Here is an 18328-nt window from a genome sequence, read left to right as displayed (position 1 = left end):
TTTACAACAAGCTGTTTTCGTAGCCATTTTCACATCTTATTCTCTTATCCCTTCGCACATTGAATAATACGTCATCATGGACATTTTCAAGCTCCCGCGAAGCTAACGGATGAAAAATATGATATTGAATACATCTAAATTTAATGGATTTTTTAATGATTCCATTGTTCACCAATCTCGTGGCAAGTTCTTCATCTTCATGTCCCCAACCCTTTAAGTCATTATTATAACCATTCACCCGCACGAAATCTGCTTTCCAAAATGCCATATTACATCCTCTAACACTTCTACCCGAAAACTCTTTTTTCGATACCAGCCACGAAAACAAAGGCCAACGAACAGCGTTAAACCTATTTTTAATCCCTTTAGAATAAAATTTAAAATCAGTCTGCGCACTCAAAAACATCTTTTTAACATGTCCTTCCCGGATATGAGCGCGTGTACCGCGCACAAAAGCTGCTCTCTCGGCTACAATTAAATGATCTTCTATAAAGTTCCGATCAAGAATGACATCCCCATCTATCTGTATAACATAGTCATAACTAACACATTTAACAGCCTTATTCATAATGAGAGACTTGCGAAACCCCAGATCTTCATGCCAAATATGCTTAATAGGAACTTTATTTAGTTTTCTATATTTGTCAATAATTTCAGCAGTAAATTCATCCGACCCATCGTCGGCAACAACAATTTCTTTGGGTAGCTTTGACTGTTTCATTACGCTCTGCAAACATAGATCGAATGCCTGCGGCCAATTATATGTTGAGATTAAAAGGGTACAATTCTCCATTCCATTTCAAATGTACTTACTATTCTGTATTTTTGCATCATTCCGGTTACACATTAATAACAACAACACGACCAGAAATAATAAAACGTTACAATGCTTAAAGAATGTTCGCTTATCATATCCACATACAATTGGCCAGAAGCTTTAGAGTTAACACTATTAAGCATACAAGAGCAAACAATTATGCCTTCCGAGGTAATAATCGCTGATGATGGTTCTCGTGCTCCCACGAAGGAGATAATTGATTCATTTAAAAAAGTTCTTTCTGTTCCCGTCATTCATGTATGGCATGAGGATAGTGGATTTAAACTTGCTACCATTCGAAATAAGGCTTTTTCGTACGCCTCGAAAATGTATATTATACAAATTGACGGGGATGTCATTTTGCATAAGCGATTTATAGAAGATCACCTTTCTGCCGCTAAAAAAGGAAGGCTATTACAAGGGTCAAGAGTGTTGCTAGGGCCAACTTATTCAAAAAAACTTTTGAATTCCAAAACTGTAAACATTAATATTTTACATTCCGATATTGCAAGAAGGGAAAATGGTTTCCGGTCCGTATTCTTATCTAACTACCTGCTAACTAAATACAAAAACCGTTATCCGGAGTATTACGCACGAGGAGCGAATATGTCCTTTTGGCTGACAGATATCATAGCTGTGAATGGGTACAATGAAAATTTTGAAGGCTGGGGGCACGAGGACAGTGATCTTACGCTACGATTGATAAACAACGGCGTAAAAAAATCCGTCATCAAATTTGCGGCAATCGTATATCATATTTACCACCCCGAGCAAAACAAGGGCGAGCTAGAGGATAAGAATAGACGATTATTGGAGGATGCGCTACAAACACGTGTATCATGGACGGAATTCGGCATGGATAAATATTTAAAAGATGGCAGAAATGAGTAAGGAAATTCCCACCATCAGCCTAATTGTATCGACATACAATTGGCCAGCAGCTTTAGAGAAATGCATACAGAGTATTTTTAAGCAAACGCATCTTCCGGATGAAATCCTAATAGCGGATGACGGTTCCGGAGATGCTACCCAAGAAACTATTAAACAATTAAAGAAGGATTCTCCAATACCTATTGTCCATGTATGGCACCCAGATAATGGATTTCGATTAAGTGCTATACGCAATAAAGCTATTGTTCAAGCTCAATACGACTATATCATACAAATAGATGGAGACATTATCATAGATAAAGAATTTATAAAAGATCATTTGGCATTATCCCAAAAGGATACGTTTTTATGTGGTAGCCGCGTATTATTATCGCAAGCGTATAGTGCACAACTATTGAATCAGCCTGCTATAGAAAAACTTAATAAACTCAAATTCCCGTTGGGGTCGGTTTTGAACAGTTTGCGGATTCCTTTTCTCTCGAAAATAATGGCTGACCGCTATAAGAAAAATAAACCCCGGGCATTAAGGGGTTGTAACATGTCTTTTTGGAAGAAGGATTTGATTAACGTCAATGGATATAATGAATCCATTCAAGGCTGGGGCAGTGAGGATGCCGAGCTAGCCATTCGTTTAATCAACAATGGTATTAAAAAAAGATTCCTAAAATTCGGGGCCATAGCCTATCATATTTTCCATAAAGAAAACAACAAAGAGAACCTTCCTGAGAATGAGACAATTCTTTTTACTTCAAATCGAGATAACCTACGCTGGATCGCTAACGGAATAAAAAAAACTAAATTATTCTATTAGTGTTGTACACATTTCACTATAGAAATACGTTATAATAGTAAACAGATTAGATAGAATCTTTGTCTTCATCATTTTGATGTATATATAAAGAAACTATATGTTAAAAAAAACGTTAATATCTCTAGCTAAGTAGAGACAATTAACATATAAAACAGAAAATGTAAATACTGAATGGATAAAATTTGCTTTATTGTTGGACTATATGGATCCGAAGTTAATGGCGGGGCGGAGAAACATTGTAAAATGCTTGCAGAAAATGTATCCAAAACCTTTCATGTGGAAGTTTTAACATCGACAACAAACAATTACATAACGTTTGCTCCCTATTATTCCGAAGGAACTGAAATAATAAATAATGTCACAGTCAGAAGATTTAAAACCGACGCTTACAACTCAATTAAGTTCAGTTATTTATATAACAGAAGTCGTATTGGTAGAAAAATAAGGCGATTTATCTATAAAATTGGCCTTTTGAAAGCTTGTGCAAGTTTATTTCCGAAATGGGATATTTCCCTGAAAGCTGAAACCAATATGTTAAAAGCACATGGCCTTTACTCACCTGATTTAATCGATTATGTGTTTCGCAACCAAAACGAATACAGAGCTATTTTTATGATTTCGTATCCTTGTCCTAACTTTTATTTTATTAACAAGTTAGTCCCCGATAAAACAATATTAATTCCTACAGCTCATAAAGAAGGTGATTTTTTCCGTTCTTATCTTACCCACATTTTTACTACGGTAAAACATATTGCTTTCAATTCTGTAGCCGAGCGGGAACTATGTTATCAGATATTCGGCAAACAAATGGCCACCAATAGTATTCTTGCTGTAGGAACAGAATTATCAGAACCGAAAAGCAAAAGTTATATACAAGCAAAATTTGATTTACCAGAACGGTACATCCTTTATTTCGGGAGAATAGCAGAGGAGAAAATTGGGAATTTAATACGTTGGTTTACGGAGTACAAACGTGATATCTCAGACGACGTTAAATTGGTGTTAACAGGCGGATTATTTATGGAAAAGAGCGATCATCCCGACATCTTTTATACTGGATTTGTTTCAGAACCTGAAAAGACCGCACTTATCCAACACGCCGAATTAGTTATAAATCCCTCTGACAGAGAAAGTCTTTCCCTTCTATTGTTGGAAGCTATGCAGTTAGGAAAACCTTCTTTAGTAAATGGCAAATCTGAAGTTTTAAAGCAACACTGTATAGACAGTGATTTTGCTTCCCAGTATTACTTGTCTAAATCAGACTTTCTAGAAAAACTAGAGTCTGCACTTAATAGTAGTCCTACAGAAAAGTATAATACTAGCAATAAAGCCATAAAATATGTTAAAGAAAACTATTCATGGGACACTATTCGAGAAAGATTTAAAATATTGACAGAATCTTAAGCCTTGTATACCTGTTATCAAAGCGACAAAAATCATTTTAAAAATTTACATCCTGTAGTATTTAAGATTTTAAAGGTGAAATAAGCAATCGAAAACGCTGTCCGAAATAAAACAACTTGTATAACAGACGGGATCCAACACCTATAACTTATAAAATTAACATTTAATAAAACGATGGATATCTTTTCAAATTTATTTCGTCTACCCACGATAACCTATGGAATAACGGCCTGCAACGAGGTCAATGAACTAAAAACACTATTAGATATACTCGTCCCCCTAATCGACGAACGTGATGAAATTATTGTACTGCAAGATATCAATCCAGAAAATATGCAAGTCTCTGCGCTAATCAATCAGTACCCTTCGATTAAGTGCATACAATCGCGTCTAAATGGTGATTTTGCTAGTTTTAAAAACAATTTGATAGCACATGCAACAAAAACATATATATTCCAAATAGACGCAGATGAATATCCCCAAAAAACATTGATACAAAAGCTAAAATGGTTTCTATTTACAAACTCCAGAGCAGATTGTATTCTCCTTCCCCGCATTAATATCGTAAGGGGCATAACAGAAGAAGACATCAAAAACTGGAAATGGGAAAAGAATGATGATGGGTATCTGAACTTTCCAGATTTTCAATTCCGAATATTTAAAAACAATGGAAAGATACGATGGAAAAATAAGCTTCATGAGGTTTTGGACAACTACTCACAGCTCAAACACCTGCCTACCAAAAATTATGAATATTGCCTTTTTCATATCAAAAATATTGAAAGGCAACGTTCACAAAGTACATTCTATGATAGTATATAGGTTACTCCCACATATATTTTCTATTCTTTCCGGTTAACCGGTTTTTTAAATTTTTGAATTTCAATTTTAACTTTACAAAACTGATATTTCTAATTTTATTAAGCTTAGTATTCAGAAGATCGTTTTCTATACGCAATAAAAGTGTCTCTTGTTCAAAATTAGACCTAGTTCGCGTTTGGAGCATTCGTGTAATCAGCGTTATCCTGTTTGACATAAGCTGTCCTACACGAGACAAATTATGACTACCCTGGATCTGAGCTTTTGCAGCAGTGGTAATTTCCTGTTCGGAAAACTCTCGTGCATAAACACGGCGCATCAAAACAGCCGCATGATCCAAATCGGGATCTGCCCATACGGATCCTATCGGGAAGGGGCCTACTGCTTTAGTCAACGTTGTCATTTTATATTTGACAAGCAGCGCATTATTGACATTCATATATTCCATATTTCCGGAATAAGCAGTAGCTATCACAGGTTTACCAACGGCCATAGCTTCCGCCATCGTCAGTCCAAATCCCTCGGAACGATGTAGTGACACGTAACAATCGGTTATACCTAATAAATCCTGAAGTTCAGATCTTTCCAGACTTTCTTCAAAAAGGACGATAGACGGGTCATTTCCAATTTTTTCTTCAATAATAGCTTTCTCATGTAAATGATGCTCTGAAGGATAGGTCTTTAATAACAAACTTACATTAGCGGCGTTGGAACCGAATGCTTTTCGAAAACTTTCTATAACACCAAGAACATTTTTACGGATAATCTGGCTCTTATAGTCGAAAAAAAATGAAAAAATAAATGTATTCTCCCTTGTTCCTAATACTTTCCTGCGTAAATATTCAGATCCGTCACTCCTTTCCTCAACCGGTATTGCATGCGGCATGTTTAGCACCGGGACAGGACTTTTTTTTGAAATAACGTTCTGACAGTAACCCGACGGTGTCCATATCTCATCGAAATACGTAAAATACTTCAAGTCTTCTTCTGGAAATTCTTCTGTCTCCCACGCCCAAAAAGCAATGTTATAACTACCCTGTGATACATTATGTGCGTATCTCTCGTAAAAAGAATCTAGATTATCCGGATTGATTTGAATAATATTAATTGTATCTTCTGGTGTTTGCACTTCATTATACGCTGACGCTGAGATGTCAATCTCGTTAACCAATAATCCAGACCGCCGAAGTGCTTCAATATTATTTCTTGCTGCCTCTCCCAATCCTGTTTCCAGGCCGGTAAGACCATAAAAGTTAATTCCCATTGTACTTTCCATCAATAATGCCCTGTAACGCTATTTTAAATTTTTCGATTATATTATCCCAGCTGTAGTTTGTCTCGACGTACGCTTTTGCTCGTTCAGCTATTTTTACCTTAGACGCATCGGTTAACGCTAATGTGCTATTCAAAGCCACTTTAAATTCTTCATAGTTGCTGTAGTAGAATCCGGTTTTACTATCCAGCACATGTTGCTTAAGTACTTTGCAATTTTCGTTTACAATTACTGTCTTCCCTTCGGCCATTGCTTCCAATGTGACCATAGATAAGCTTTCATTTTTCGATGGTATAATCAACCCTTGACTATTTTTTAACAAAAAATTTTTAGTATCGTCGTTTACAAATCCTGTCAAAATTATATTTTTATTTTCTTCCACGCCCATGTAATTAGTCCCGATCATGACCAATCTAACATTTTTTTGCTCCTCGGCGTATTTTTCAAATAACGAGATAAGTTCGTCACAGCCCTTGTTAGAATCTATTCTTCCGATATAAACAAAGAAAGGCGCAGAGAGATCCATGTTTTCTGATAAATCTACATTCTTTAAATTCACGGCAGCGGCAGAAAACCCTAAACCAGCAATATCACTGTTATTCACAACTTTTTTGAAATTAGATTCAACCAAATTTTTCTCTGCCACCGTATTATACATTATAAATGCGGGAATACTATAAATATCCTCATACGGTTTTGTAAACATAATCTGCTCATCGTGTGCTGTCGGAATAAAAATACTTTTTTCAGGAACAAACCTCATCCCAACAGCGGTTGGGTAATAAAGATAGGTAAAAAATATAAACGCATCGTAGTTATCCCTATTTGTCTTGATATACGTTATCAAATCCGGGCAATAAGGGCCTTGTTTTACAAACCAGTAATCTATATCCCTTTTTGAGGGCGTTTTTATATGATATTTTCTATCTAGAAACTCCAACAGCCCCAGTCGTGCCAATAATTTAAAATATTTCTTATTTCCAAAGATACCCCGCAGAGCCCTTCGAAGCTGGCGTTTCGAAGACATTATTGTTGAAAATCTTTTAACTCGGACACCATTTATAATTTCCGTACCCACGGTATAATGATTTGCCCAACGATAATAATTAAACGCTGTTGTTGTTAACACATCAACTTCATAATGAGCCGATAATTGTTCTGCCAACAATCGAGCATGTAGCTCTGCTCCACCATTTATTTCAACACCATAACGCTGTACAACTATTGCGATTTTTTGGGACATACAATTTTCTGACAAAAATAGAGAATTTAGAATTATGAATACATTAGCGAAACGAACAAGTAGGCATTTTTGCTACTAGTAATATGTCAACAACGTGAATTAATTAATTTGCGTATTTGATGATTTAACCAAAAGTGCTGAAATATCCATTAAATTTGAACCTCTCACAATCAAACTTAAGAAGGAAAGAGCATTTTATTAAATTACTACGTATTAAGAGATGTTGATTCGACCGAACTTAAAAAAAATCTGTCGGTGACATCAAGATAAACTATTGCGATCGCTTTGATAGGGAGAAATCCGGAAGAATAAAATCCATATCGGGAAGCACTGATGCCGTATTTTTATATAGCTTTTCAGAAATGAATTAAATTTCGAATTCAATGGAGGACGAAATGAATAGTTAAGGCGTTTTACAAAAGCTCCCAACATACTATATTCCTAAGCGTATAATCTCACCACTGGCTTCTATGATACTCCCCCTCCGTCCATTTGGTGAGGTGATAGCCCTCACAATGCGGGTAATAGTAAGCACGACGCTGTTTCGGACGTGCCAAACTCCTTCTTTTGCGGTGTCCGCCATCGGCACGACGTGGCCGATGCTTAAGCTAATTTGAATCCTACAACTCTTGGTCGTAAAATCAACAAGGTCTCCAATACTGCAAAAGATATCCTTGAGAGAGAAAGTATTGATAGTGAGTTGCTATTGGCTATTAGTAATGCAGTTAATAAAAATGCTTTCGCATATTATGCTGACAAAGAGCCTATAGCTTCTTTTAAGAAAGCAGAATTAGATAAATGGAGAGTAAAAAGTCGGCAATGTATATTGTTTCTGTCGCATTGTGGGAGTATTAACCAAACGACGATTTACACTTTTTATAAAGGTTTCCATATTTACGACCAAACTAAACTGGTTTCCTTCTGCTTTTCTCCTGACCAATAGGCGACCTTCTTCGCCCATTATATTAGGGCTGCCTTAGGATTGGCTTAGTTGTATCTTAGGGCTATCCAAGAAAAGGTAAGGCAGCCCTAAGACAAAGGTAAGGCAGGGGTAACGTACCGGGCGAAAACCATCCGAACAACGTCCGAACAAAGGGCGAAGTTAGTCCCTACAGATCACCGATACTTTAACGCTCGTTTTTACTTTGTATTTCACTTGTGTAATATAATTAGACACCACCAAGACGAATAAACAGTTCGACATTGCGCCACGCCCACCATTTAACACACTATTTTAATCAAAATCAACACTCCAGCACACCAATAACAACTACCGAAGACTGAAAAACAAACAAAAACAATCAAATTAAGCGAAAAACAACAAAACACCAATAAAAATAAACCGAATGCACAAAATAAAAATGCAGTAAAGAATAAAAAACTTTAAAATAAACTATTTAATCAAACAAAAACTCGTAAAACCACAAAAAAGAATGGTAAAAAAATAAATTTAATACAAACAAACATCCAAGTAACAAAAAAGATGCAAATTTAATTACGTAAAGTGTACAAAACACACTATCTTTGGTCAGGTTTATAATTGGTTAGTAAAGGTCTTCAGTCTCCCCGGCTGAAGGCCTTTCATTTTTCAACCATTAGAGGCTAGTTTTAAACATCATAAATCTCTGATTTTTCGGTTATTCATTTTGTCCGTTTTCAAATGTATCTATGAGGCCGCTACGTTAAGTTATACGTTTTTATTTACCTTCAATGGTATGCGTAAGCCCCGCTACGTTTGGTTTGTGAATCCAAAGCATTTTAACTAAGTTTAATGATGGAAACAAAATCACTCTATATTGTACGCCATGCAAAGGCAGAAGAGCATTCTTTTTCGAAAAGAGATTTCAATCGCGATTTAATTGGTAAAGGAAGAGAACGTGCCCATAGCATTGCGACTGAATTATCTCCACTCGTAACGATCGATGAAAAAACATTGGTGATTTCATCTCCGGCTAATCGTGCGATCCAGACCGCTGAAATATTCAGTACTATTTTAGGATACCCCGCAGAAAAGATCCAAACGGAAATAAATATTTATGAGGCATATTACCTGGACATACTTCAGGTTATCAATAATGTAACCGAACCGTACGAATCCGTTTGGATTTTTGGGCATAACCCCGGTCTGTCTGACCTAACCAACTATCTGTGCAATAGCGATATTGACCTCTTAACTGCTAATGTGGCTATTATAGAACTTGAAAAGGATATTGATTTCGCATCTGCATCCGGAAGCACCGGTAACTTGAAAACTATTTTAACCGGCAAGTAAAGAAAACTCACGGTAAACTATATCAAATAAACAGTGTTAATCATTTAGTAGTCCGCCGGATCATGTCCGAATTGACAACGGAAGAATGTAAGATCGGCTACGGGCATCTTCCTCGTTTTTAATTTTCGTACCTTTAAATCTTTATGGCAAATAAACTACAGAACGAAACCTCTCCCTATCTTAAGCAACATGCACACAATCCGGTAGATTGGATGCCTTGGGGAGCGGAAGCATTGGCAAAGGCAAAAAATGAAAACAAACTGATATTGGTGAGTATCGGTTATTCGGCCTGCCATTGGTGCCATGTGATGGAACGGGAAAGCTTCGAAAATGAGGCTATAGCGCAGACCATGAATAAATTTTTCGTTCCAATAAAAATTGATCGTGAAGAGCGTCCGGATATTGACCAAATTTATATGATAGCCGTGCAACTCATGACGAATGCAGGAGGTTGGCCATTAAACTGTATCTGTCTGCCCGATGGTAGACCAATATATGGTGGCACCTATTTCAGACCGCAGGACTGGCAAAATGTGCTGCTACAGATTGCGCAAATGTGGGAAGAAACACCCGAAGTCGCGATCGACTATGCACAACGATTGACCGCAGGGATACATAAGGCCGAGCAGCTTCCTATTCTTCCTATTCCGGAACAATATTCTCTATTGGATATTAAATCGGTCGTACTGCCTTGGAAAGAGCAATTCGATTTCAAAGATGGCGGCTATAAAAGGGCTCCTAAATTTCCGTTACCCAACAATTGGCTATTCCTCCTCCGTTACGCCGTGCTTGCTGAAGATGATACCGTGTTGGAACATGTGCATTTTACATTGGAAAAAATCGCAAATGGTGGAATTTACGATCAAATCGGAGGTGGATTTGCACGTTATTCTGTCGATGGACAATGGCATGTCCCTCATTTTGAAAAAATGCTCTACGACAATGGACAGCTGATCAGCCTTTATAGTGAAGCGTATCAACAAAAACCAAACACCTTATATAAGCGCGTAGTAGAAGAAACTATTACCTGGGCCGAACGGGAAATGCTAGCACCAAATGGCGGATTCTATAGTGCTTTAGACGCAGACAGCGAAGGCGTAGAAGGTAAATTCTACACCTTTGATTATTCCGAATTTGACATCTTAGGAGAAGATGCCGATCTCTTCCGCTCGTATTTTAATATCGTTAAAAACGGCAACTGGGTGGAAGAAAGCACAAATATTCCTCTGGTAAACATCGCAGATCAAATTTTTATTGCCGAAGCGGGATTTACGGCAGAAGAATGGAATAGCTATTTAAAAGAAATCAAAAATAAACTCCTTTCCTATCGTGAAAAGCGGATAAGACCGGGATTGGACAACAAACAGCTGACCACCTGGAATGCATTACTTCTAAAAGGGCTGGTCGATGCTTACCGTGTGTTTGACGAAGATCGCTGTCTTAACCTCGCTTTAGGCATCGGACACTTCATCGGCAACAACTGTATGGAGAACGATGTATTGCTCCATCAACCAGCCGATCACAATCGCAAAATAAGCGGTTTTCTCGATGACTATGCTTTTACGATTGAAGCGTATATTGCACTGTACGAAGCCACATTCGATGAGAGTTGGCTGCTCGAAAGTAAGGCACTCGCCGATCTGGCTATTTCCTTTTTTTACGATAAGGGGGACAAGACGTTTTACTATACGGGATCAGATGCCGAAGAGCTGATCGCCCGTAAAAGCGAAATTATGGACAACGTGATTCCGGCTTCTACGTCTACTTTAGTACGCCAGCTATATAAATTGGGGCTGTTATTCGACGATGAAAATTACACCGCTATTGCAGATCAGGTATTTGCAAATGTCTTTCCACACATCAAAAGCTATGGATCGGCCTACTCCAATTGGGCAATCCAATTGTTGGAACATCATTTCGGAACAAATGAAATTGCACTGACCGGAGAGCATGCACTGGCCTGGCGAAAAGAGCTGGATAATTCCTATATTCCGAATAAAATAACATTGGGAGGAACAAAAAGTACACTTCCATTGTTAAAAAATAGACAAGGTTTGGAGCCAAAAGCCTACCTTTGTCGGAATAAGACCTGCAGTCTTCCTCAGCCGTCGATTGCTCAGATTACAGAATTAATAAATAATAACAGGGATAATAATCCCATAAATTAAGTCCAATGGCAGTAGAAAACAACAACGTAGTAACGTTGAATTACATTCTTCACACCGTAGAGGGAAATGGAGAAAAAACTTTTGTAGAGCAAACAACCACTGAAAACCCGTTAACTTTTTTATATGGCGTAGGTATGATGTTACCTAAATTTGAAGAGAAAATAGCCGGATTAAATGAAGGAGATAAATCTTCGTTCGAATTAGATGCAGTTGATGCATATGGCGAAAGAGATGATAAAGCAATCGCCCAATTACCTGCTGATATGTTCAATGAGACAGGTCTTCCTCCAGTAGGAGAAGTATTACCACTTCAAGATAATCAAGGAAATCAATTCCGCGCGGTAGTGGTTGAAGTAACTCCTGAGGCAGTAGTGGCTGATTTAAATCACCCTATGGCGGGAAAAAATTTAAATTTTGATATTGAGATTTTAGCGGTTCGTCCGGCCACTGAAGAAGAACTATCCCACGGCCATGCACATGGTGCTGACGGTCATGCAGATCACTAGTTAGTAAAAAGAGCAAGGATTAAAGAGCAACATCGTTGTCTTTGTTCCTTGTTCTTTTTATCCTTATTCCAACCTAACCCCTAACTCCTATCCCCCAACTCCTAACCCCTAGTCTTCTAACCCCGATCTTTCACTGCCCTTAACATCTCTCTTTTGCCAGGAGCGCCAGGAGCCTTTTCAATTTCAAAACCTAAGGCTTTCATACTCCGCTTTAAGTTCCCCGTAATAGCATATGTTACAAAAACACCACCGGGTTTCAAAAATCCGCACACATGAGCCAATGTCTCATCCGACCACATTTCGGGTTGATGTACTGCCGCAAATGCATCAAAATAAATGACGTCGAACGTCTTACCATCCTCAAAATCCAATACGTCGGCATGTGCAATTCGTAAATCTATCTGGTGAGCTAATTTCGCTGTTCCCGTCAAGGCATTTTCATAGGACGGGACAAAATTATTCCACACATCCGCAGAAATATATTGATCGTAATCGGTTTGTGATATTGTTTCGAATGGTAATGGAAACGCCTCTATACCACAGTAATTTAATTTCACTTTATTTTCCATGCAATAGTCGGCAGTAAGCAGAAAATTGAGTCCTGTTCCAAATCCGACTTCTAAGATGGCTGCTTCTTTTTTATGTTCCTTTTCTAAAAAAAACTGTAGCCCAGATTTTAAAAAAACATGTATGCTTTCTTGATATGCACCATGTTTGGAATGATAGTGTTCACCTATTTCAGCATGATACAGCGTTTTTGAACCATCTCCAGTTATTACAAAATCCATAAAACAAAAATTTATTCATCAAATCTAATACAAAAAAGGCTATTTTAGCGTTAGACATAACTCTAATGCAAGAAATACTCAAAAACTACAGCAATATTATCCAACTATTAATCGGAATAATAGTCGGTAGTATTATCGGCCTACTATTACCGCAAGTTGTTCCATTTATTAAACCGCTAGGGGATATATTTTTAAACCTGCTTTTTGTGGCTGTTATTCCGTTATTATTTTTTGCTATCTCTTCCTCCGTTGCCAACATAGAAAGCAACAATAAGTTGGGACGGATTTTAGGAATAATGTCTGCCGTATTTGTCCTCACGATCGTTATTGCTGCTATTGCTACGATAATAGGTCTGTGGATTTTTCCGGTTACGGCCGCTAAAGATGCATCTGCCGCAATAGAAAGTTTGGCAACCAATACAGACGACACCTGGGGTGATAAAATAGTTCGTTTCTTAACTGTCGGGGAATTTGCGAATCTACTGTCGCGCCAGAATATACTCGCTTTCGTCATATTCTCCTTTTTAGTGGGTACCGCGGCCCGAAAGACTGGCGAAGATGGCGCCCTGTTCATAAAATTCCTGAATGCCGGAAATGAGGTGATGAAATCACTTTTGACGCTGATCATGAAATTTGGCCCCATTGGTCTCGGTGCGTACTTTGCCTACCAAGTACATACTTTAGGCCCTGAATTATTCGGCTTCTACGCAAAACCATTGGCATTCTATTATATTTTTGGAATCGTATTTTTCTTTACTTTCTATTCCTTATATGCTTTTATAGCCCAACAAAACAGAGGTGTTACCGCATATTGGAAATATAACATTACTCCGTCTTTGACCGCATTGAGTACGTGTAGCAGTCTCGCTACCCTCCCGGCGAATTTGGATGCCGCAAAAAAATTAGGCATACCTGTAAGCGTAGCAAATGTTGTTATTCCGTTGGGCAATACCCTCTATAAAAATGGATCTTCCATTTCTTCGATTCTGAAAATCTATGTTGCCTTTTCTATACTGGATTGGAACTTCTTCGAACCCACAACGCTCATCACTGCTGTAGGTATAACTATTCTAGTGAGCATGGTGGCTGGAGGAATTCCAAATGGCGGTTTCATCGGCGAAATGCTTATGATCTCTGTATATGGTATCCCAAATGAAGCAATACCAGCTATTATGATTATTGGCGCCCTAGTCGATCCGCTGGCCACGGTCCTTAATGCCACGGGAGATACCGTCGCAGCAATGCTTGTCACTCGATTTTCGGGCGAAAGGTTTGAAGAGGTTAAAGAGGGGTGATGCTCAGCGCTTAACCGTTAAAGGTTTAAAATATGGTTGTGATAAAATAAACCTTCTTTAAAAAACAATAAAAAACCCTCCTTTACTCTGTAATATTGATGATGCACAATTGAATTCAACGACCCCATATCATCACTGCCCTTTACAAAACACTACTAAACAAAAGGTTAACCAAAACCCTGTTCAGTTTAGAACATTTCTAAATAGATAACGTAATTTGTTTAATTCCTTCTTTCCATTCCCTTTTCGTAATTTTGTAACTGGTTTAGTGAATATACATTATGAAGAAAAGTTCAATCATTCTGATTGTGATCATAGCGGTGGCTATTGCGATGATTTTGGTGATTTACACCGATTCAAGTACATACTCTACCTTTACAGAGGCGAAAGAAAAAAAGACGGAGTTGTATGTTGTCGGCGTATTAAATAAAGAAAAGGATTTAATTTACGATCCCGTAAAAGATGCAAACCTTTTTTCTTTTTACATGTATGACAATGATAGCACAGAATGTCGCGTGGTCTTTAATGGTTCGAAACCGCAGGACATTGAACGCTCTGAACAGATTGTACTTACGGGAAAAATGGAAGGTAATGTATTTCATGCAAGTAAAATATTAATGAAATGTCCTTCTAAATACAATCAAGACGAGGTAGAAGTAATCGAAGCAACCACGGCTTACCTAGCAAAGTAAAGTCTTTTGAATATTTTTAACTTTCGGCTTCTCTCTTTTGATTTTTGACTTTTGATTTAAAAAATGGACGTTAATTACGTTGGTGAAAACCTACTTCCTGGAAAAATAGGACAATTTTTTGTTATCCTTTCTTTCGGTGCATCTTTATTATCCCTGATAAGCTATTTTTTTGCGGCCCACAACGCAGCGAAAAACCAAGCTGGTGAGTCCACCGCAGATAAGTCATGGAAAACCCTCGGCCGAATTGGTTTTTGGTTGAATGCCCTTTCTATTCTTGTCATAGGCTCAACCTTATTCTATATCATCTATAATCACTTATTTGAATACCATTACGCGTGGGCACATTCTTCGCGATCGCTCCCGACACATTACATCATTTCTTCATTCTGGGAAGGACAAGAAGGCAGTTTTTGGTTGTGGATGTTTTGGCAAGTCGTATTGGGCAGTATTCTTGTTTTCAAGTCCCGAAGTTGGGAAGCCCCGGTGATGACTTTCGTAATGCTCTGCCAGACGTTCTTGGCCTGTATGCTAATTGGCGTGGAAGTGTTTGGATCCCGCATAGGTAGCTCACCGTTCATCCTACTACGAGACGCGGTGCAGGCCCCGATCTTTAGTAATCCTAATTACCTATCAATGATAGCAGATGGTAGGGGTCTGAATGCATTGTTACAAAATTATTGGATGGTCATCCACCCACCTACCCTATTCCTTGGATTTGCTTCCATGATTGTACCCTTTGCTTACGCAGCTGCCGGATTATGGCAAAGAAGGTATAAGGATTGGATTAATGCAAGCATGCCATGGGCTTTGTTCGCCGTGATGATCTTAGGAACAGGTATTATTATGGGGTCATTCTGGGCTTATGAAGCGCTTAACTTTGGAGGATTTTGGGCTTGGGATCCAGTGGAAAACGTGTCGATTATCCCGTGGCTTACCTTAATCGCCGCTGTCCATGTTATGCTTGCTTACAAACATTCCGGACATGCCTACTTCACCGCAACTTTACTTGCCTTAGTAAGCTTCGTGTTGGTTATCTATGCGTCGTATCTAACACGTAGCGGTATATTAGGCGAAACCTCCGTACACTCCTTTACAAGCTTAGGAATGTCGGGGCAGTTAATTTTCTTCAATTTCACCTTTTTGGTGATCACTATCGGATTATTAGTCTGGAGAAGAAAGGAACTCCCAAGTACACAAAAAGAAGAAGATATTTATTCGAGAGAATTCTGGTTGTTTATTGGGGCACTTGTTTTAACGGTTGCTTGTGTACAGATGATCGCAACCACTTCGATACCGGTGTTTAATACGCTATTTGGCACCAAAGTAGCCCCTCCGGTTGATCCGATTATACATTATAACAAATGGCAGGGTGCTTTTGCTGTTGTTGTCTTATTGCTCACTGCATCTACACAGTTCTTAAAATATAAACGATCAGATCCTAAGAAATTTTGGCCTGCGCTTATTGCTTCATTTATTGTATCCCTTATTTTGGCCGCCGTGGTAGTGTATCTGACCAAGGTATATACCAATGTAATGTACGTATTAATTACCTTCACGTCTATTTTCTGTATTTTGGCAAATATCCGTGTACTGGGTGATGCATTAAAAGGAAAATGGAGGTTAGCAGGTTCGGCGGTTTCACATATTGGATTTGCCTTATTGGTGTTAGGCGCATTAGTTGCCGCCGCCACCAACGAAGTAATCTCCGTCAACGAAAGCCGTTACATCGGCGTTCAAAATTTTGGCAAAGACGGAGATAAATTTACCGACCCCGGCGAAAATTTATTTTTAACCGAAGGTGAGCCCGTACAGATGGGGGACTATAAAATTACCTATGTAGGCGATAGCGTTGCTGCTCCCAACGTGTATTATCATATCAAATATGAAAAAATTGACGAAGAAAGCGGCAAGGTGTTAGAATCATTCATCCTAAGTCCTTTTGCACAAAACAACCCGGATATGGGAGGTTTGATCGGCACACCTGCAACCAAGCACTACGTAACCCATGATATTTATACCTTGATCACCGCAGCGTCAGCAGATTCTCAATTACCTACCTCGAATATGCAGGACAGCGAAAAAACGGGATTCGAAGATTACGATGAGCCGGCAACCTATCAGGTAAGTATCGGAGATACCTTACGCTACCGCAATGGAGTATTTATTATCGATGGTATAAATAAAGACGCTAAATTACAGAACATACCATTGGATCCGAAAGACATATTAGTAGGTTTAAAAATCAAGGTAATTTCTGGGGATCAGAAAGAATATCATGTTGAACCCGTGTTTTTATTGAAAGAGGGAAATGCATACGATTTTAATAAAGATGTCGAAGAACAAGGACTTCGATTCCGCTTTACGAATATCCGTCCTGATCAGGACAAGCTGGAAATCATGGTGTATCAAAAACCATTACCTGAGAAGAAATGGATCGTATTTAAAGCAATTAAGTTTCCATATATAAATTTCTTTTGGTGTGGTACCATCATCATGACGATTGGTTTTATCATGGCTATATACAAACGTGTAAAGGATAGAAAATCAGAAGATAAAATTGAATCGTAATGGACATCGTCATACTCGGAACCGGAAATATAGCGACACATTACGCTAAAGCATTCCAAACGCAAGGACACCGTATTACACAGGTGTACAGCAAAACTTCAGCCAATGCATCTGCATTGGCTGAAGTCGTTTCGGCCGAAAGCGTCCATGATCTTTCTCAAATCAGCGACAGCGCCGAACTGTATATTATCGCGGTATCCGATCAGGCGATCAAGACAGTCATAGATCAACTTCCCCACCAACTAAAGGGTATCGTTGTTCATACATCAGGGGCTACCCCGTTAACGGTATTAAATCGTTTTGAAAAAAGTGGAGTCATCTATCCCCCACAAAGTCTTTCCAAAAATGTAGAAACAGATTTATCTGTCATTCCATTTGCCATTGAAGGAAATACGTCTGAGGTCGAACAAACACTATTAGCAATAGCACAACAAATTTCATACAAATCATTCCTATGCAATAGCCACCAAAGGATAACCTTACATATCGCAGCAGTCTTCGTTAATAACTTTTCCAATGCCCTATATCAGGTTGCCTTTGACCTATTAAGGCAGCATCATTTAGATGTTGAATTGCTACGGCCTATCATACTTGAAACAGCCAATAAGGTGCAACATCACGAACCAAAAAAAGTACAAACAGGTCCAGCGATAAGAAATGACGTACAAACAATACATAGTCATTTAAAATTATTAAACCAAGATGAGTCCCTTACTCAAATCTATCAAAATTTGACCGATTTAATTATAAAAACAAGATAGAAAGCGAGTTTTATATACAA

15 protein-coding genes are annotated in these 18328 nt (G+C 38.3%); 11 read left to right on the top strand and 4 right to left on the bottom strand.

Features of this window, described 5'->3' with window-relative positions:
* Nucleotide 1 precedes the first annotated feature (1 nt).
* Entirely contained in the window at nt 2–793 is a 792-nt protein-coding gene (locus FAZ15_RS12270) for a glycosyltransferase family 2 protein (protein ID WP_136901592.1), read from the bottom strand.
* A 93-nt stretch (nt 794–886) separates the two neighbouring features.
* On the opposite strand from FAZ15_RS12270, the gene FAZ15_RS12265 reads away from it, so the two are divergent.
* The 4 genes from FAZ15_RS12265 (at nt 887) to FAZ15_RS12250 (ending at nt 4745) form a co-directional block, all read left to right on the top strand.
* The gene (locus FAZ15_RS12265) at nt 887–1708 is read left to right on the top strand and encodes a glycosyltransferase family 2 protein (protein ID WP_136901591.1); all 822 of its coding nucleotides are present in this window, start codon (nt 887–889) and stop codon (nt 1706–1708) included.
* Nucleotides 1701–2519: a glycosyltransferase family 2 protein gene (locus tag FAZ15_RS12260; RefSeq protein WP_238387236.1), complete on the top strand. Its 819-nt coding sequence runs from the start codon at nt 1701–1703 to the stop codon at nt 2517–2519. The genes FAZ15_RS12265 and FAZ15_RS12260 overlap by 8 nt, the downstream gene beginning before the upstream one ends.
* 171 nt (nt 2520–2690) lie before the next feature.
* The gene (locus tag FAZ15_RS12255) at nt 2691–3923 is read left to right on the top strand and encodes a glycosyltransferase (protein ID WP_136901589.1); all 1233 of its coding nucleotides are present in this window, start codon (nt 2691–2693) and stop codon (nt 3921–3923) included.
* 174 nt (nt 3924–4097) lie between these two features.
* Entirely contained in the window at nt 4098–4745 is a 648-nt protein-coding gene (locus tag FAZ15_RS12250; protein ID WP_136901588.1) for a glycosyltransferase, read from the top strand.
* Between the two features lies 1 nt (nt 4746).
* Here the strand turns inward: FAZ15_RS12250 and FAZ15_RS12245 are convergent, their stop codons facing one another.
* Nucleotides 4747–6018 carry a glycosyltransferase gene (locus FAZ15_RS12245; protein ID WP_136901587.1) on the bottom strand — a complete coding sequence of 424 codons (1272 nt, stop codon included), beginning with the start codon at nt 6016–6018 and terminating at the stop codon, nt 4747–4749.
* Nucleotides 5996–7258, bottom strand: a complete 1263-nt coding sequence (locus FAZ15_RS12240) for a glycosyltransferase family 4 protein (RefSeq protein ID WP_136901586.1) — start codon at nt 7256–7258, stop codon at nt 5996–5998. Before FAZ15_RS12240 ends, FAZ15_RS12245 begins: the two co-directional genes overlap by 23 nt.
* Nucleotides 7259–9029: 1771 nt before the next feature.
* On the opposite strand from FAZ15_RS12240, the gene FAZ15_RS12235 reads away from it, so the two are divergent.
* From FAZ15_RS12235 to FAZ15_RS12225, 3 genes are all read left to right on the top strand, one after another.
* Nucleotides 9030–9530: a SixA phosphatase family protein gene (locus FAZ15_RS12235; protein WP_238387235.1), complete on the top strand. Its 501-nt coding sequence runs from the start codon at nt 9030–9032 to the stop codon at nt 9528–9530.
* A gap of 143 nt (nt 9531–9673) precedes the next feature.
* Complete coding sequence (locus FAZ15_RS12230) at nt 9674–11698, top strand: thioredoxin domain-containing protein (RefSeq protein WP_136901585.1); 2025 nt, start codon at nt 9674–9676, stop codon at nt 11696–11698.
* A 5-nt stretch (nt 11699–11703) separates the two neighbouring features.
* Entirely contained in the window at nt 11704–12204 is a 501-nt protein-coding gene (locus tag FAZ15_RS12225) for an FKBP-type peptidyl-prolyl cis-trans isomerase (protein WP_136901584.1), read from the top strand.
* Between the two features lie 116 nt (nt 12205–12320).
* Here the strand turns inward: FAZ15_RS12225 and mnmD are convergent, their stop codons facing one another.
* Entirely contained in the window at nt 12321–12992 is a 672-nt protein-coding gene (gene mnmD / locus FAZ15_RS12220; RefSeq protein WP_136901583.1) for a tRNA (5-methylaminomethyl-2-thiouridine)(34)-methyltransferase MnmD, read from the bottom strand.
* 65 nt (nt 12993–13057) lie between these two features.
* On the opposite strand from mnmD, the gene FAZ15_RS12215 reads away from it, so the two are divergent.
* The 4 genes from FAZ15_RS12215 to FAZ15_RS12200 all read left to right on the top strand — a co-directional run bounded on the left by FAZ15_RS12215 (nt 13058) and on the right by FAZ15_RS12200 (nt 18308).
* The gene (locus FAZ15_RS12215) at nt 13058–14287 is read left to right on the top strand and encodes a dicarboxylate/amino acid:cation symporter (protein ID WP_136901582.1); all 1230 of its coding nucleotides are present in this window, start codon (nt 13058–13060) and stop codon (nt 14285–14287) included.
* Between the two features lie 281 nt (nt 14288–14568).
* Nucleotides 14569–14979 (top strand): cytochrome c maturation protein CcmE domain-containing protein, encoded by a 411-nt coding sequence (locus FAZ15_RS12210; RefSeq protein ID WP_136901581.1) that lies wholly within the window; start codon nt 14569–14571, stop codon nt 14977–14979.
* Nucleotides 14980–15042: 63 nt separating this feature from the next.
* Entirely contained in the window at nt 15043–17547 is a 2505-nt protein-coding gene (locus FAZ15_RS12205; protein WP_136901580.1) for a heme lyase CcmF/NrfE family subunit, read from the top strand.
* Entirely contained in the window at nt 17547–18308 is a 762-nt protein-coding gene (locus FAZ15_RS12200) for a Rossmann-like and DUF2520 domain-containing protein (protein ID WP_136901579.1), read from the top strand. The genes FAZ15_RS12205 and FAZ15_RS12200 overlap by 1 nt, the downstream gene beginning before the upstream one ends.
* Nucleotides 18309–18328 lie beyond the last annotated feature (20 nt).

The organism is Sphingobacterium olei, from assembly GCF_005048855.1.
In the GTDB taxonomy this organism is placed as follows: Bacteria; Bacteroidota; Bacteroidia; order Sphingobacteriales; family Sphingobacteriaceae; genus Sphingobacterium; species Sphingobacterium olei.
This window is presented reverse-complemented; position numbering and strand designations above follow the sequence as displayed.

What these genes read in the sequence shown, in the direction of transcription:
- FAZ15_RS12270 (WP_136901592.1), bottom strand. Translation starts at nt 793, where the DNA reads ATGGAGAATTGTACCCTTTTAATCTCAACATATAATTGGCCGCAGGCA.
- FAZ15_RS12265 (WP_136901591.1), top strand. Translation starts at nt 887, where the DNA reads ATGCTTAAAGAATGTTCGCTTATCATATCCACATACAATTGGCCAGAA.
- FAZ15_RS12260 (WP_238387236.1), top strand. Translation starts at nt 1,701, where the DNA reads ATGAGTAAGGAAATTCCCACCATCAGCCTAATTGTATCGACATACAAT.
- FAZ15_RS12255 (WP_136901589.1), top strand. Translation starts at nt 2,691, where the DNA reads ATGGATAAAATTTGCTTTATTGTTGGACTATATGGATCCGAAGTTAAT.
- FAZ15_RS12250 (WP_136901588.1), top strand. Translation starts at nt 4,098, where the DNA reads ATGGATATCTTTTCAAATTTATTTCGTCTACCCACGATAACCTATGGA.
- FAZ15_RS12245 (WP_136901587.1), bottom strand. Translation starts at nt 6,018, where the DNA reads ATGGAAAGTACAATGGGAATTAACTTTTATGGTCTTACCGGCCTGGAA.
- FAZ15_RS12240 (WP_136901586.1), bottom strand. Translation starts at nt 7,258, where the DNA reads ATGTCCCAAAAAATCGCAATAGTTGTACAGCGTTATGGTGTTGAAATA.
- FAZ15_RS12235 (WP_238387235.1), top strand. Translation starts at nt 9,030, where the DNA reads ATGATGGAAACAAAATCACTCTATATTGTACGCCATGCAAAGGCAGAA.
- FAZ15_RS12230 (WP_136901585.1), top strand. Translation starts at nt 9,674, where the DNA reads ATGGCAAATAAACTACAGAACGAAACCTCTCCCTATCTTAAGCAACAT.
- FAZ15_RS12225 (WP_136901584.1), top strand. Translation starts at nt 11,704, where the DNA reads ATGGCAGTAGAAAACAACAACGTAGTAACGTTGAATTACATTCTTCAC.
- mnmD (WP_136901583.1), bottom strand. Translation starts at nt 12,992, where the DNA reads ATGGATTTTGTAATAACTGGAGATGGTTCAAAAACGCTGTATCATGCT.
- FAZ15_RS12215 (WP_136901582.1), top strand. Translation starts at nt 13,058, where the DNA reads ATGCAAGAAATACTCAAAAACTACAGCAATATTATCCAACTATTAATC.
- FAZ15_RS12210 (WP_136901581.1), top strand. Translation starts at nt 14,569, where the DNA reads ATGAAGAAAAGTTCAATCATTCTGATTGTGATCATAGCGGTGGCTATT.
- FAZ15_RS12205 (WP_136901580.1), top strand. Translation starts at nt 15,043, where the DNA reads ATGGACGTTAATTACGTTGGTGAAAACCTACTTCCTGGAAAAATAGGA.
- FAZ15_RS12200 (WP_136901579.1), top strand. Translation starts at nt 17,547, where the DNA reads ATGGACATCGTCATACTCGGAACCGGAAATATAGCGACACATTACGCT.